Source organism: Proteiniclasticum ruminis, from assembly GCF_900115135.1.
GTDB lineage: Bacteria > Bacillota > Clostridia > Clostridiales > Clostridiaceae > Proteiniclasticum > Proteiniclasticum ruminis_A.
Window position 1 is genome coordinate 591,226 of sequence record NZ_FOVK01000001.1, and the last position, 15,241, is coordinate 606,466.

Genomic DNA, 15,241 nt, shown 5'->3' on the forward strand with positions numbered 1-15,241 from the left:
AATTCAAATTTCAAAAGTCAAGGTTTTTCTCAACTCACCCCGACAGATGACCTTTGATTTCTCAAGTATACGATAATTATTTCAAGAAGTAAACAGCTCCATCTCGGGTTCTGTCCAAAAAACCATATTCTATGAGATATCTTCGTAGGAGAACATGGTCCTCATAGACTCTCGAAAGAATCCTGTTCACCTCTTTTTCAGAGTATGTCGCCCCTTCTTTGAAATACGTACTGATTCTTCGAAGGACAATAATCTTCTTTTTCTCTCTGGCTGGAAATGATAAGAGAGCACCTTCATCGGTAAAATAAGTTTTTAGTATTTTTTCCTGTTCCTTCACATTTGTCTGGTAGCGGTCATCTAGCATTGTGGCGCCTTTATGAGGCATAACTTCATCTCCGTGCTTCAGCTGGAGCTTTTCCATGACTGTAAGGAACATTCTTGCCTGCTTCTCTTTTTCTCTCAGACGGAACCGATGGTTTCTCACCGTGCTTTGAGAAATACTCATCCTGGATGCAATCTCTTCATCTTTCAGCCCTGCATAAAGCATCGGAATCAGAGCTTCCTGAACTTCTGTAAGACCTGTTGCAGTCCTTGGAAGTTTCAGAATCTCTTCTACGATATCATGCTCATCTTTGTGTAGTTTAAAAGCCCATTCTGCAGTATAGAATTTCTCTCCGATGGGAAAGACCTGACCTTTGTGATATGTCTTATTGCAAAAACCACAGACCCATTCCGTTTCAGTTTCGATATCTTCAAACATACTGATCATCTCCATAACTTAATTCAAACAAATTTTACTTTTGTTTGCTTTGAATTAGATATTACATATTTTGTTTGTAAATGTCAACAAAAATTAAAAGACGCAGGTAAATCCTGCGCCTTCTCATTCAGATCTTATTTCAACAGAGTCAGTGTATCTCTTGCAATCATCAGTTCCTCGTTGGTAGGAATTATAATAATCTTCACTTTAGAATCATCTGTAGAGACAATTCTCTCCTGGCCTCTTACTTTGTTCTTTTCTTTGTCCATCTTGATCCCGAACCATTCCATGTCCGCTATGATTTCTTCTCTGGTTTCTGCCGCATTTTCACCAAGTCCTGCAGTGAAAATAATTGCATCAACACCATTCATTGCTGCCATGAAATACCCGATATATTTCTTTACTCTGTAATGGAACACATCCAGAGCAAGCTTCGCTCTTTCATTGCCTTCAGCTGCTGCATCCTCAATATCTCTGAAATCGGAGGAAACGCCTGACAGACCTAAAACACCAGATTTTTTGTTCATGATGTTATTCACTTCTTCATAGCTGTATCCCTTCACATCCATCAGATATGGAATGATGGCAGGGTCAATGTCTCCACATCTTGTTCCCATTAGAAGTCCTTCCAGTGGGGTGAATCCCATGGAGGTATCCACAGAAATTCCGCCATTTACAGCAGCGACAGAAGATCCGTTTCCAAGATGGCATGTAACAAGTTTCAGACCCTTGATATCCTCACCTAGGATTTCAGCGGCTCTCTGTGACACATACTTATGGCTGGTGCCATGGAAACCATACTTTCTGATGTGGTTCTCTTTGTACAGTTCATAAGGAAGACCGTATAAGAATGCTTTTTCTGGCATGGTCTGATGGAATGCTGTATCAAATACTGCTACCATTGGTGTATTAGGCATCAGTTCCTTACAAGCATTGATACCAATGATGTTTGGTGGATTGTGAAGTGGTGCGAGCTGTGAGAACTCTTCCAGATCCTTCATCACTTCATCAGTGATGATTACAGATGCGGAATACTTTTCTCCACCATGAACTACTCTATGTCCAACTGCACTGATTTCATCAGAAGATTTGATTACCCCCTGAACATCATCCAGCAAAGTATTGATCACATGAGAAATCGCTTCCTTATGGTTCTTCATTGGAACAGTCAGCACATACTTTTCCCGTCCATCCACTTTCTGGGTCAGCTTTGATCCTTCAATGGCAATTCTCTCCACAAGGCCAGTAGCCAGAGAAGCTTCGTTCTCCATATTGATTAACTGGTACTTCAGTGATGAACTACCGCAATTGATTACTAATACTTTCATCTAATTAACTCCATCCTTATCATCTTTTATTTTTATTATTGATTTTGAGCCTGAACTGCAGTTATTGCAACGACATTCACAATGTCCTCTACACTGCACCCTCTGGAAAGGTCATTGATTGGCTTAGCAAATCCTTGGCAAATCGGTCCGATGGCATCGGCTCCCGCAATTCTCTCCACCAATTTGTATCCGATATTTCCTGCCTGAAGATCCGGGAAAACCAGTACGTTAGCTTTACCAGCCACCGGTGATGCAGCCGCTTTCTTTTTCCCAACAGACTCAACAATTGCCGCATCCAACTGAAGTTCTCCGTCAATGGAAAGGTCAGGTCTCAGTTCCTGGGCTTTCTTTGTTGCTTCCTGTACTTTGCTTACCAGTTCATGCTTTGCACTTCCGTAAGATGAAAAAGAAAGCATGGCAACTTTAGGCTCAAATTTCATAAGCTTTTTGGCTGATTCAGCAGTAGCTATTGCAATGGCTGCCAGTTCATCCGCGTTTGGATTAGGATTCACAGCACAGTCTGCAAAAAGCATCTGTCCATTTTCTCCATAGGTCTTATCTTTCAGAATCATGATAAAGAAAGAGGATACAACGCTGATTCCAGGTGCTGTCTTGATGATCTGAAGGCCTGGTCTCAAAAGGTCTCCTGTGGTGTGGACCGCTCCAGATACCATACCATGTGCATCATCATTTTTCACCATCATGGTTGCATAGTACATAGGATCAAGAATGATGTTCTCAGCCATGGTCTGTGTAACACCCTTCTTCTTTCTCAGTTCATAAAGCTCATTGGCATAGGCCTTAGTTCTCTCGGATGTCTGAGGATCTTCAATGGTGATGCCCTCAATATTCACGCCAAACTTCTTCGCATTTTCCTCAATTTCATTTCTGCTGCCCACAAGAATCACATCTGCAATCTTCTCATTGTGAAGGATTTCTGCAGCTTTCAGATTTCTCTCTTCATTCCCTTCTGGAAGTACAATCTTCTTCAAGTCACTTTTTGCAAGTTCCTTCATTTGGGATACAAAATCCATAATAATCTCCTTTCAATTTATACATTACTTTTTAAACAACATACCTTATAATATAATACATCTTTTAAGGTATCCTTTTCAAGGCAAACGACCTAAAATGAAGTAAAAATACAGTGAGGAGACAATCTATGAAAATTGCCGCCATCATCTCAGAGTATAATCCATTCCACAAAGGCCACGCCTATCAGATTGAAAAAACACGTGAAGCAGCTGGTGCTACCCATATCATCGCACTGATGTCAGGAAATTTTGTCCAAAGAGGACTCCCTGCCATCGTCGATAAGTACAGAAGAGCAGAAATGGCACTACTCGGAGGAGCAGATCTCGTTCTAGAACTCCCGGTGGTCTACGCCTTATCCTCTGCGGAATTTTTCGCAGAAGGTTCCGTTAGGATTCTCAACAGCCTTCATGGCGTAGATCTTCTGTCCTTTGGTTCAGAAGAAGGTGAACTTTCAAAACTGGAGAGAATCGCAAAAATCTTAGCAATGGAGCCCTATGAATACCAAAGCATTCTAAAAAAACATCTTTCTGAAGGCTATTCATTTCCGAAAGCCCGTAATGAAGCACTGATGGAGCTTCTGCCAGATATCTCCATTGACTTTATCCAGAGCCCCAATAATATTTTGGGTATAGAATATATCAAAGCGATTTACCGGACAGACTCTGCCCTCAAGCCCTTTACTATAAAGCGTATGGGAAAAGGGTACCATGATGAGGAACTGGAGGATCAGGTGTTTGCTTCCGCTACTGCGCTTCGGAAAACCATCTACCAGAATATCCCTCTACACGGTCATGTGCCTGAATCAGTGGACCAGTATATGACACAGCTTTCCCAAGAGAGATATCCTTTTGTCGCATTAGATGATTTTATAGATCTGGTTAAGTACAGACTGGTCACCAATGGCCATACCCTTTCCAATATCCCTGAAGCCAATGAAGGTCTGGATCAGAGAATACAAGAAGTCTTCAGAAGATGCACCTTTGATTCTATGGATCAGTATATAAATGAAATCAAAACAAAAAGATACACACGAACAAGAATTTCAAGAATTCTCCTTCAGTTTCTCCTAGGCATGGACTCATATGCACTACAGTCTCTGCGCAAAGAGACGCCACCATCTGTAAAAATACTTGCCAGCAATGATCTAGGTAAGGAAATCCTTGCAAGTCTTCGGAAGAAAAAAGAAATCGAGCTCCTGCACAATTTCGGACGCACACTGAATCCATACCAGGAACTTGACCTTAAAGCATCTGAAGTATATGGACTACGAAACACAAGCTATGCCCCTTCATGGGATTTTAAAGGTTATCCCTTTTAAAAGTTTATTTATATCATTAAATGTGGTATAATTTACCTTATATAGCAGTAAACCAAGGAGGGTACCAATGTCATACCAAAATACATACAGCCGATGGCTCCAGCTTACTGAGGAAAAGAAAGTACTGGAACAGAAATTGAAAGACACCACAGAAGAACAGCACGCAAAAAACAGTCAGTTGCATACATTTCTCTCCAAGATGAAAAAAGAAGAAAAGGATGTGGAGAATCTAGAAAAATCTTCCTTATCTTCTCTCTTATCGAAGGTCACAGGAAAGTTCGAGGAAAAACTGATGAAAGAACAGGAGGAGTATCTACAGTCAAAACTGACCTATGAAGACAAAAAAAACGAACTGGATCTATTGATTGAGAAGGAGTCACGTCTTCAGGACGAACTTCCAAAGCTTGATCAGGAGATATCAGCATTAAAAAACAGTCTCCTGAAAGATTATCCAGAAGGAGTTCATTTTTCAAAAGAACTTGAGAACAAAAAAGAGTATCTGTTTCATCTTCAAAGGGAACTCGAAGAAGCTCTGGATGCAGTTCATCATGTGATGGGCTATGCAGAACAGGCACTCAAAGAGTTTTCCAGCGCAAAAGGTTGGTCCACCTACGACACCTTTTTTGGTGGTGGTATCATCGCTGATCTTGCCAAATACAACAAACTTGATGATGCAAACAAAGTACTTTCAAAAATCTCCGCTGCATCCAAAGAGATGAAAAAAGAACTTCGGGATGTGGAGATGACACTGGAACATGAACTAGAAACCATCAGTGGAAGCGAACAATTCTTCGATATCGCTTTTGACAACATCTTCAGTGACTGGAGCATCCGAGGCAAAATCGAAAGTAATCTGGAAGCAATGAACAAGTATTACGCAGAACTGAAGAAGATTGAACTGCAGCTCAAATCCGCATTGAAGGAAATCCAAAAGAAACTAGAGATGCTCTAGTTGGAGTTCTCCAGTAGAGTAAAGCAAAAGGAACCACGATCGTGGTTCCTTTTGCTTTGTATTTTATTCTTTGAACCTACTTATCTTTCCAAGTAGGATTGCTCTGCTAACATTTTGATGACCTCATCCTCATCCATACCCAAGGAGACAGCCAGTTCCTCACACAGCAAATTCCAGGCATTCTTGAAGATCTGTTCATCTGACATTGAAACTTTTTTACCCTGTGTTTTCTTCTTTTCTTTCTCCTGCCAAATAACACTGCTCAGAAGCAGCCACTGATAAAATGAACCTGATTTCAATCTCTCCTGGAATATCTTTCCGCGTTCCTTCATATCAGACTCCCAGATATCGTCACTATCCCTCATATCTTCCATGAACTTCATCACTTCAGTTTTGCTGACAAGTGCTCTCATTCTGGCTTTCCCTCTTGAGACCGGTATCATTATTTTGGAATGCTCATCCTTCACTGGATGCAAAATAAAATACTCTTCTCCTCTTTGATTCCCCGCAGATTCTTTCCTAATATCCGCGACTTTGCAGACTCCAGTCAGTCCATACATGACATAATCATTTTTTAAAAACATATCCATCCTCCTCACATCAATTAACAAACTTCCACTCTCCACAGATCGCTCTGAACACTAAAACTGAGTAAACATATACTATGTATCAACGCAACACTAACTATCAATTCGTATATTAATACTTGTTATTTATTCAATATATTATTATATCATAAAATCGTAAAATTGTCCAACTCCAAGAACTGTACCATTTAAGTTCTGAGAATAAATGCGTGCTTCTTGGGCAAGAAGGAGCCATATTTCGGAGAATTTACCAAGTTTTAAGGCCAGCCTCTATCACATACCACCTTCTAGATCCCATAGCCTCATGTTTCCCCATACCCCATACTCCTAGACCCCCTACCCCTACCCAAAAACGCTCTTATCACCATTCATTCCAATTCAAAGTTTGTTATAATTACCATACTATTAAGTGAGTAAAGGACCCTTCCAAACATGAGGTGGAAGGGTCTCTTTCTATTTCTCCTTAAGGACTCTAAAGGACAATATATTTGTCTATTTACGGATAAACAACTTCGTCATAATCAAGTCATTTCACGAGTTCAAAACACCTCACTTAAGATATGGGTATGTAAAGATCTTGTGGATTGCCTAATTTACGCTTAAACATAAAAACCCCGGAACCACTGATTCCGGAGTTTTTATAGAACTATTTCATTTCTCTCAGTTCTTTGATGTTGTCCTTGATCGTTGTAGATGTGGTATGAAAACTCTTGTTGTACTCTTGGACAAATCCTTCAAAAAGATTCTTGAAGTTCACCATCATCTGCTGGTTTCTCTCTTTGATTTCCGCATCCAAGTCTGATAGCAGGGAATCAGCATAATCCCGCGCAGATAGTTTTACAAGTTTAGCTTCTGTCTGAGCCTTGTTCAGAATCTCTTGAGCCTTTATTGTGGCTTCCTTGACGATGTCATGGTTGTTCACTTTTTCCTGCATCATCCGGTCCACTTCAGCTTTTGTCCTCTCATATTCCGTCTTGGCTTCGGTCAGAATACGGTCTTTTTCAGCAAGAACCCATTGGGCTGTTCGCAGATCTTCAGGAATGACCTGTACAATCTCATCCAGAATATTGACAACTTCATCTCGATCCACAAGAACTTTCTTGGAAAATGGGACTTTAGAACCATCTTCAATGATTTCCTGGAGCACTTCCACAAGACCCGTGATCTCAATTCTTCTTGATGTCACCTCATAATTTTCTTTCATTACACATTCCCTCCAAAACAATTCCGACTTTTTGATATATATCCTCTATAATCTCTTCAGGCACAAACCCTCTGATATCACCTTTAAAATGAAGAATCTCTCTTACCGATGATGAACTGATGTAGGAGTATTCAGTGCTTGCCATCATCAAGACAGTTTCCACTCTTTCTTGAGAAAGTCTCCGGTTCATATGGGCCATCTGAAGCTCATAATCGAAATCAAGTCCAACTCTCAGCCCTTTTACGATTACATGGGCATCGATGGCCTTCATAAAGTCAACCAACAGACCTTGGAAACTCACTACTTCAATATTATCATACTTCTGAACGAGTTTCCGAATCATCGCAACTCTTTCTTCAATAGAAAATAATCCTTTCTTGTCAACATTTTTAAGCACAGCCACTACAACCTTATCAAAAACAGCGGCAGACCTCAGGATTACATCCATATGTCCTAAGGTAATAGGGTCAAAGCTCCCAGGGTATACAGCTACTTTCATTTATAACTCCTTACACTCTACACTGATAGAAGGCAATGATTGTATTGCCATACTTGCGTTCATCTACCAGCTCATATTTTTCTTCCGGTCGATAGATTGGCTCTTCTCTGTCATACTTGGTGACAATGACTCCATCTGTATTCAATAATTCAAACTCTGCAATCATCTTCACTGCCCTATCCACCATATGATTCAGATAAGGCGGGTCTACAAATATTATATCGAACTTTTCTCCTTGAGAAGCTAAACTTTTTATGAATTCATATGAATCTTTCATATAAACTTTAGAAACACTGTCAAATCCTAAAATGCGCACATTTTCTAAAAGTATATCATATGTTTCTTTAAATCTCTCAAGAAAAACCACTTTTTTTGCGCCTCTGCTTGCACATTCCAGTCCAAGACTCCCTGTTCCCGCAAACATATCAAGCACCACCGCACTATACACTCTATGTCCTAAAATATTGAACATGGATTCCTTCACCCTATCCAGTGTCGGTCTAGTGGCCTTAACCTCACCTTTTTCCGTGATTCTTCCTTCATTTTTAGGGGACAGTATTTTTCTGCCTTTGGCAGTTCCTGAAATAATTCTCATATCTTGCTCCTTAATTCAAACAAATATAATTTAGATTCTGAGACAGTTTATGAAGAAACTGATCTTTCATCCGCTGATCTTCTTCTGTATTGCCAAGATATACGGTCCTGGCATAGGCATTTGCTTTGAGAAAGAGTTCATAGTCACTCGCCAGATCAGAAAGCATCAAACCGGAATGACCACTTTGATGAACACCAAAAAGCTGACCTGTCCCTCTTTGTTTCAAATCCTCTTCAGCGATATAGAAACCATCATTGCTCTTTACCATGATTTCCAGCCTTTCTCTTGTGGACTGACTTTTCATCTGCGCAATCATTATACAGTAGGACTGATACTCTCCCCTTCCCACGCGACCACGGAGCTGATGAAGCTGTGCGAGGCCAAAACGCTCTGCATTTTCTATGACCATCATGCTGGCATTAGGCACATTGATTCCCACCTCTATTACCGTAGTGGAAATGAGCACCTTTATCTCTCCAGCCTTAAAAGACTCCATCACTTGCTCTTTTTCTTTTGATGTCATTTTACCATGGAGATAAGCCATTGGGATACCTTTTAGTGTCCCCTTCGATAATTCATCTAAGAGACCCATTACTGAATTTAGATCACTCTCCTCATCCAAATCAATCAAAGGTGTCACAATATAGGCTTGCCTTCCTTTCTGAACTTCGTCTAGAACTTTCTTATAACAGGCAGTTCTTTTGGCGTGATCCATAAGAACTGTTTTAATCTCTTTTCTTCCCCGGGGCAGCTCATCAATGACAGAAAGATCCAGATCAGAATAGATGGTCAGCGCCATGGTTCTTGGTATAGGTGTAGCACTCATCACAAGGACCTCTGACATCTGATTCTTATTGATTAGTTTTGCCCTCTGATTGACACCGAAGCGATGCTGCTCATCTGTAATGATCATGCCAAGTTTCTCAAACTGGACCTTCTCCTCAATAAGCGCATGGGTGCCAACCATGAGCAGAGGCTTCCCTTCTTTAAGCTGAACCATTATCTCATCCCGGGCTTTCTTTTTGGTGGATCCGGTCAAAAGGCGGACTGCTACACCAAAGGGAGCCAGCAGTTTTTCCGCTTCCAGAAAATGCTGTTTTGCAAGAATCTCTGTAGGAGCCATAAAGGCAGCCTGGTATCCATTCTCCAAGACATTGAATAGGGCAACAAGAGCAACGATGGTTTTACCCGAACCAACATCTCCTTGGAGCAGACGGTTCATCGGAGCTGATTTCTTCTGGTCTAGCAGAATCTCCCGAATTACTCTATTCTGTGCATTGGTCATATCAAATGGTATCGATTCTTTCAGAAGCTTCAGTCTTGGACTCATTGAAAAACGAATCCCACGCTCCTCTTCCTGTCTCCGGCTTCTGGATATCATGATTTTCAGAGAGTAGGCAAACATCTCCTGAAATTTCATGCGTTTCAGTGATTTTGACAAAAGCTCCTCATCTTGGGGAAAATGAAGATTTCGCACTGCTGAATCAAGATCGATCAGATCTTCATGCTTCAGAATGTCCTCTGGAAAGTTCTCATTGATATGCACTTTTTCAAGAATTTGACGGACAAGTTTCTTAATCAGAGTTCCTGTCACTTTTCCCTCTAATGAATAGACCGGAACAATCTCTTCTGTGTCTCGGTTCTGAATCGGATTTATGGACTCAATAAACTTGTTCTTTTTCTCAAACTTTCCCTTCAGCTGATACGTTTCACCAATCTTATACTGGCTTGTGATATAAGGCATGTTAAAATATGTCGCCTTCAATGCACCAAATTCAGTATTGAACCAAATGGTTGCCATGGTCTTTCCTGTTCTTGTGCGGAAAGGTTTGGAGATTTTTGTCACTTCAGCTTCTATTCTGATCTTATCCATTCCGTTCAGATACATCTCATCTGCATTTCTGTATGTATCATATCCTCTTGGAAAATAGAGGAGCAAATCAAGCAGTGTATGAATCCCCATATTTTCCAACTGTTCTCTGGTTTTTTCTCCAACCCCTTTCAAGGTAGATACAGAATCGTAGATCAAAATATTTCCTCCTTGTAAAAAAAGAAGGCCTTCGCCTTCTTTTCATTTCTATTCTACTGCAATGATGAAGTAGTAAAGAGGCTGTTTTCCAGCTACACTCATCACATCAAGATCTTCATACTTTTCTTCCAGTTCAGAAAGGAACTGAGTGAACTCTTCTTCATTTACATCCTCACCATAGAAAAGTGTGATAGAGGAACTGTCCTCATCCACCATGGTATCAATGAGCTCATCCACCAAAGGATAGAGGTCTCTTTTTACTACTTTTATTTTACTTTCGAGAAGTCCAAGGTAATCTCCCTGCTTTACAGCCATGCCTTCAATTTCAGTATCACGCACTGCATAGGTCACAGAGCCTGATTTAACCGTACTGATGCTGGCAAGAAGTGCATCGTAGTTTGTCTCTACCGCTGCTTCCGGATTAAATGCTGTCAATGCTGCAACTCCCTGAGGAATTGTCTTTGTCGGAATCACATAGACATCTTTACCGGAGATATCCTTGGCCTGATTTGCTGCCATGATGATGTTTTTGTTATTCGGCAGAATGAAAATATGCTCCGCATTTGCACTTTCCACTGCCTTCACGATATCCTGTGTGGAAGGGTTCATGGTCTGTCCTCCAGAAATGACATAACTCACTCCCAGATCTTCAAACACTTCGCGAATGCCTTCTCCCATGGACACAGAAATAAATGCATACTTTTCTTTCACTGCTTCCACAACGGGTTCTGATTTTGGCGCTTCCATATGCACATCAGGTGTATCCTGAAGATTTCTATGCTGTTCTCTCATATTCTCGATCTTGATCTTTGTAAGCTCACCCATTTTAGCAGCTTCCGCCAGAACAAGGCCAGGATTGTCTGTATGTACATGTATTTTAAGAATATCATCAAAGGCTACATAAACGATGGAGTCTCCCATGGATTCGAGATAGTCCCTAAAAGAATCATTTTCCGGTTTTGCAAGAACAATAAACTCTGTGCAGTATCCGAAGGTGATCTCCGTGTGGGTATCTCGTGCAGCAACATATTCCTCAAAGGATTTCTGCTCCACTTTCTCTGCCATCTTAAACCCGCTCTCCAGCGCCTCATACATCCCTTTCAGGATCACAAGAAGTCCCATACCGCCAGAATCTACTACATTGGCCGCTTTCAGCTGTGGCAGAAGTTCTGGTGTCTTCTCCAGGGTTTCATCTGCGAAGGTTACAACTTTTTCCATAAGATCTGTTACATCATCTGTATGGTATTCTGTGGTTTTTTCTCCTACTTCACGAATCACTGTTAGAATCGTTCCTTCTGTAGGTCTCATAACAGCACGGTACGCTGACTTTGACCCTTCAAGAAGGCTGAGGGCAAACTCATAAGCGTTAACCTCTTCTTTTCCTTCCAGCCCTTTTGCAATTCCTCTGAAAATCTGGGAAAGAATTACACCAGAGTTTCCTCTAGCCCCCATAAGAGCTCCCTTAGCAAGCACCTTCGAGACTTCACCTATGTTGGTGGATTTGGAATTTCTTACCTCATCTACTGCAGCGGTAAAGGTCATGGACATGTTTGTACCTGTATCTCCATCTGGAACAGGGAAAACATTTAATGAATCCACATATGCTTTTTCATTTTCCAAACGGATGGATGCATTTGTCACCATGCTCAGAAAATGCTGTCCATTAATCTTGTTATATTTCATATAATATTCCTCCTGCAAAATATGGACAATACACTTTATGTCCATGCCACTTCTCATTATCCTACTAAAATTATAAGAAAACCCTACTGCTAGGGTTTTATAATAAAATATACCATCTGCTATTATACTAAAGGTTGACTGTTGAAATCAAACTTTAAAGGTAATTTCTTAAAAAATCTTAAGATTTAATCTTAGAAACGCACACCTTCTATATTTACAACAATACTGTTCACCTTGAGTCCTAGATAGTTTTCCACATTGTATCGAACTTTTTGGATAATATTATTGGCAATGACAGATATCTTAGTTCCATATTCCACAACCACAAAAAGGTCAATGGACAGCTCATTGTTCTTCGCATTGATCTTAACGCCCTTATTCAGATGCTCTACGCGAATCAGTTCCCACAGTCCATCCTTGGTATTCTTTGCAGCCATACCGACAACTCCATAGCACTCCATGGTAGATAGTCCAACCACATTGGCGATGACATCCTCAGAGTATGAAATATGTCCGAGTTCATTTGTTAATCCAATCATGAAACTTCCTCCTCAATCCAGGCAGTACGTTCCGCACTCCCGGTAAACCTTCAGTGCGTGCGCTTATGGCAAAAGCCTTGATAAGCACACGTGTTATCCCTATAATGATATTATATTTTCATCAAGACTTCAATATAAAGAAATTTTGGTCTAAAATTATGTTGCATTCTCTTCGTATATTATGATAGAATGGTATCTGTTCAAAACAAATAATAATATAAGCTTTTGAGAAGAGTAGTATCTCTCAGGAGGAGGTGTATTTTAATGGCAAGAAAATGCGATATCTGTAATAAAGGTGTAGTTGCTGGTGTACAGTATTCTCATTCACACAGACAATCTAAGAGAACATGGGCACCAAACCTAAAAAGAGTACGTGCTGTTGTTAACGGAACTCCCCAGAGAGTTAACGTTTGTACTAGATGCCTACGTTCCGGTAAGGTTGAAAGAGCGGTATAACAGAGTAAGAAATTGTAGCTGATCCTTTACGGGATCGGCTATTTTACTTTTTATGCAGAATAAATCAAGGAAGTATGGAAAAGTGATGTTTCACATTCTATACTTCCTTTTTTATTAATCTTCCGTCATGAAAACCAAGAGTGCTCCTTCTGTAAATGTGACAGAGATCTTCTCTTGGATAAACTCATTGGATATGGTTCTAGGATCGCCGAATTTGAGCTCATAGTTCCATAATGGATACTTTACCCCTTTCACACCAAAGCCCCTCACAGGGCCTCTAAACCCCTGAAAAGAGATGTATCTGCCGAAATCCCTCTCGATGACTCCAGGAGATTTCATGAGAAAGATTTTATTATGATCATCATACATGTACGCTCTGATACCTTTTTCCAGGCTCTGGTCCAGCAGGGCTAAATTTCCGGCGAAATGATCCAATCGGTTGCCGGTGCATCCCAAGAAATCAATCTCATCCACCCCCAGGATAATTGCCTCATGAAGCGCCGCTTCCGTGTCTGTGAAGTCTTTCTCTTCATCATAGGATTTAACGATGGTCTTATCCAGAAAAAATGAAAGAGTTTCCTTCGAAATAGAGTCAAAGTCCCCCACGAGAAGATTCGGGACAATGTTCTCGTCACGGAAAAACTCAGCTCCTTTATCCACCGCAATCAGATATGTGTCTTCTCTGCACAGCTTATCAAAAAGTGACCGGCTTGGTTTTTTCCCGCCCGATACAATAATCGCCTTACTCATAACTGGCCCTTCGGAGTGCGCTGATATTGCTCTCAATCTCTCCATTCCTATACACTGCAGATCCTGCAACCACTACATCGCATCCGGCTTCCACCGCCATCTTGATTGTATGGACATCAATTCCACCATCGATTTCAATAAGAAGCTCCGGATTCATGATTTCCGCCATTTTCTTCAGTTCCCTTACTTTATCCAGTGTATACGGAATAAAGCTCTGACCACCAAACCCAGGATTCACAGACATGATGAGAACCAGATCCAGCTTATGAAGAATGGGTTTCAGCACATCCACGGGTGTGGCCGGGTTCAGCGTTATTCCCGCCTTCAGACCTTTCGATTTGATTTTCTCAATGGCACGGTCCACATGAACTTCGGCTTCATAATGAAAATTGATGAGGTCAGCTCCTGCATCTGCAAAAGCATCAATATAGCTGCTTGGATTGACAATCATCAGATGGACATCAAAGAGCTTATCTGTATAAGGTCTGATGGCTTTAATGACCGGGAGTCCAAAGCTGATGTTTGGAACATAAGATCCATCCATCACATCAATGTGGATCCAGTCTGCACCAGCCTCGTCGGTTCTTTTTATATCTCTGCCCAGATTCGCAAAATCAGCAGATAGGATTGATGGGGCAATTTTTACCATTTTCTTTTATTCTCCTCTAACAGTTCATTGTAATATTTGACATAATAATTATATCTCTCCACAGCGATTGTTTTGCCGACCTCATCCTTCACTCTGCAGCCCGGCTCTTTATCATGGTTGCAGCCTTGAAAGCGGCAATGACCTTCATGGGCATGAAACTCCGGAAAATAATCCTTCAGCTCCTTCGCTTCCATGGTCATCTCCATGGTGGAAAAACCCGGCGTATCCACGAGCAGAGCATCGTCAACAGCAATCAGCTCACTGTGCCTCGTCGTATGCTTTCCTCTTTTCACTTTCTCAGAAATAATACCCGTCTCCATTTTTTCAGATCCTGCCAGTTTATTGAGCAGTGTGGACTTCCCCGCACCCGATGGACCGCATAATACGGTAATCTGATTCTTCAGCCCCTTGAGGAGCTCCTCCAGACCAGTCCCATCCTTTGCAGTGATAAAATGAATTTGGTATCCTGTTCCTTTGAACAGCTCTTTCAACTGTATCTTCTCATTCTCCGTGGCAAGATCACTCTTATTAAAAACAAGCACCGGTTCAATACCATTCTTTTCCAAGGAAATGATGAACTTGTTCAGAAGCTCAAAATTGATGTCAGGATTTCTCAAAGCAAAAACTACATACGCCTGGCTGACATTCGCCACAAAGGGCCGAACAAGCTCCGAAGTTCTTTCATGGATCTCATCCACCACATTTCCTTCTGGCGTTGAGACCACAGAAACCCGGTCTCCAACCATCGGTGTAATATTGTTTTTTCTGAATACACCTCGGGCTTTGCATTCTAAAACTCCCTGTGCAGTTTTTACATAATAGAATCCTGCAATCCCTTTGACAATAATCCCTTCCAT

At 41.1% G+C, this 15,241-nt stretch carries 16 protein-coding genes; 3 read left to right on the forward strand and 13 right to left on the reverse strand.

Annotation, left to right across the window (positions count from 1 at the left end; genetic code table 11):
• Positions 1-76 precede the first annotated feature (76 nt).
• The 3 genes from BM243_RS02750 to pta form a co-directional block, all read right to left on the reverse strand.
• Positions 77-760 carry a DUF2087 domain-containing protein gene (locus tag BM243_RS02750; protein ID WP_177213443.1) on the reverse strand — a complete coding sequence of 228 codons (684 nt, stop codon included), beginning with the start codon at positions 758-760 and terminating at the stop codon, positions 77-79.
• Positions 761-894: 134 nt separating this feature from the next.
• Positions 895-2,088 carry an acetate/propionate family kinase gene (locus BM243_RS02755; protein ID WP_074910029.1) on the reverse strand — a complete coding sequence of 398 codons (1,194 nt, stop codon included), beginning with the start codon at positions 2,086-2,088 and terminating at the stop codon, positions 895-897.
• Positions 2,089-2,123: 35 nt separating this feature from the next.
• A complete protein-coding gene (pta, locus tag BM243_RS02760; RefSeq protein WP_074910031.1) occupies positions 2,124-3,122 on the reverse strand; it encodes a phosphate acetyltransferase in 999 nt (332 codons plus the stop codon).
• A 128-nt stretch (positions 3,123-3,250) separates the two neighbouring features.
• Between pta and BM243_RS02765 the strand changes: the two genes are divergently transcribed.
• Positions 3,251-4,441: a nucleotidyltransferase gene (locus BM243_RS02765; RefSeq protein WP_074910034.1), complete on the forward strand. Its 1,191-nt coding sequence runs from the start codon at positions 3,251-3,253 to the stop codon at positions 4,439-4,441.
• Positions 4,442-4,508: 67 nt separating this feature from the next.
• Positions 4,509-5,393 carry a hypothetical protein gene (locus tag BM243_RS02770; RefSeq protein ID WP_074910037.1) on the forward strand — a complete coding sequence of 295 codons (885 nt, stop codon included), beginning with the start codon at positions 4,509-4,511 and terminating at the stop codon, positions 5,391-5,393.
• Between the two features lie 80 nt (positions 5,394-5,473).
• Here BM243_RS02770 and BM243_RS02775 read toward each other — a convergent pair whose 3' ends face one another.
• The 7 genes from BM243_RS02775 to BM243_RS02805 all read right to left on the reverse strand — a co-directional run bounded on the left by BM243_RS02775 (position 5,474) and on the right by BM243_RS02805 (position 12,529).
• Complete coding sequence (locus BM243_RS02775; protein WP_074910039.1) at positions 5,474-5,977, reverse strand: CarD family transcriptional regulator; 504 nt, start codon at positions 5,975-5,977, stop codon at positions 5,474-5,476.
• Positions 5,978-6,626: 649 nt separating this feature from the next.
• On the reverse strand, positions 6,627-7,184 hold the full coding sequence (locus BM243_RS02780; RefSeq protein ID WP_074910042.1) for a hypothetical protein: 558 nt from the start codon (positions 7,182-7,184) through the stop codon (positions 6,627-6,629).
• Complete coding sequence (coaD, locus tag BM243_RS02785; RefSeq protein WP_074910044.1) at positions 7,168-7,683, reverse strand: pantetheine-phosphate adenylyltransferase; 516 nt, start codon at positions 7,681-7,683, stop codon at positions 7,168-7,170. The genes BM243_RS02780 and coaD overlap by 17 nt, the downstream gene beginning before the upstream one ends.
• Before the next feature lie 10 nt (positions 7,684-7,693).
• Positions 7,694-8,278: a 16S rRNA (guanine(966)-N(2))-methyltransferase RsmD gene (rsmD, locus tag BM243_RS02790; protein ID WP_074910047.1), complete on the reverse strand. Its 585-nt coding sequence runs from the start codon at positions 8,276-8,278 to the stop codon at positions 7,694-7,696.
• 10 nt (positions 8,279-8,288) lie between these two features.
• Positions 8,289-10,310, reverse strand: coding sequence for an ATP-dependent DNA helicase RecG (gene recG / locus BM243_RS02795; protein ID WP_074910050.1), 2,022 nt, complete (start codon positions 10,308-10,310; stop codon positions 8,289-8,291).
• Between the two features lie 45 nt (positions 10,311-10,355).
• Positions 10,356-11,990 carry a DAK2 domain-containing protein gene (locus tag BM243_RS02800; protein WP_074910052.1) on the reverse strand — a complete coding sequence of 545 codons (1,635 nt, stop codon included), beginning with the start codon at positions 11,988-11,990 and terminating at the stop codon, positions 10,356-10,358.
• A gap of 191 nt (positions 11,991-12,181) precedes the next feature.
• A complete protein-coding gene (locus tag BM243_RS02805; RefSeq protein ID WP_031572809.1) occupies positions 12,182-12,529 on the reverse strand; it encodes an Asp23/Gls24 family envelope stress response protein in 348 nt (115 codons plus the stop codon).
• A gap of 264 nt (positions 12,530-12,793) precedes the next feature.
• On the opposite strand from BM243_RS02805, the gene rpmB reads away from it, so the two are divergent.
• Complete coding sequence (rpmB, locus tag BM243_RS02810) at positions 12,794-12,985, forward strand: 50S ribosomal protein L28 (RefSeq protein ID WP_031572812.1); 192 nt, start codon at positions 12,794-12,796, stop codon at positions 12,983-12,985.
• A gap of 114 nt (positions 12,986-13,099) precedes the next feature.
• Here the strand turns inward: rpmB and BM243_RS02815 are convergent, their stop codons facing one another.
• The 3 genes from BM243_RS02815 to rsgA are packed head-to-tail and all read right to left on the reverse strand — an operon-like array spanning position 13,100 to position 15,241.
• Complete coding sequence (locus BM243_RS02815; protein WP_074910055.1) at positions 13,100-13,735, reverse strand: thiamine diphosphokinase; 636 nt, start codon at positions 13,733-13,735, stop codon at positions 13,100-13,102.
• A complete protein-coding gene (gene rpe, locus BM243_RS02820; protein ID WP_074910057.1) occupies positions 13,728-14,384 on the reverse strand; it encodes a ribulose-phosphate 3-epimerase in 657 nt (218 codons plus the stop codon). Before rpe ends, BM243_RS02815 begins: the two co-directional genes overlap by 8 nt.
• Positions 14,378-15,241 (reverse strand): ribosome small subunit-dependent GTPase A, encoded by an 864-nt coding sequence (gene rsgA / locus BM243_RS02825; protein WP_074910912.1) that lies wholly within the window; start codon positions 15,239-15,241, stop codon positions 14,378-14,380. Before rsgA ends, rpe begins: the two co-directional genes overlap by 7 nt.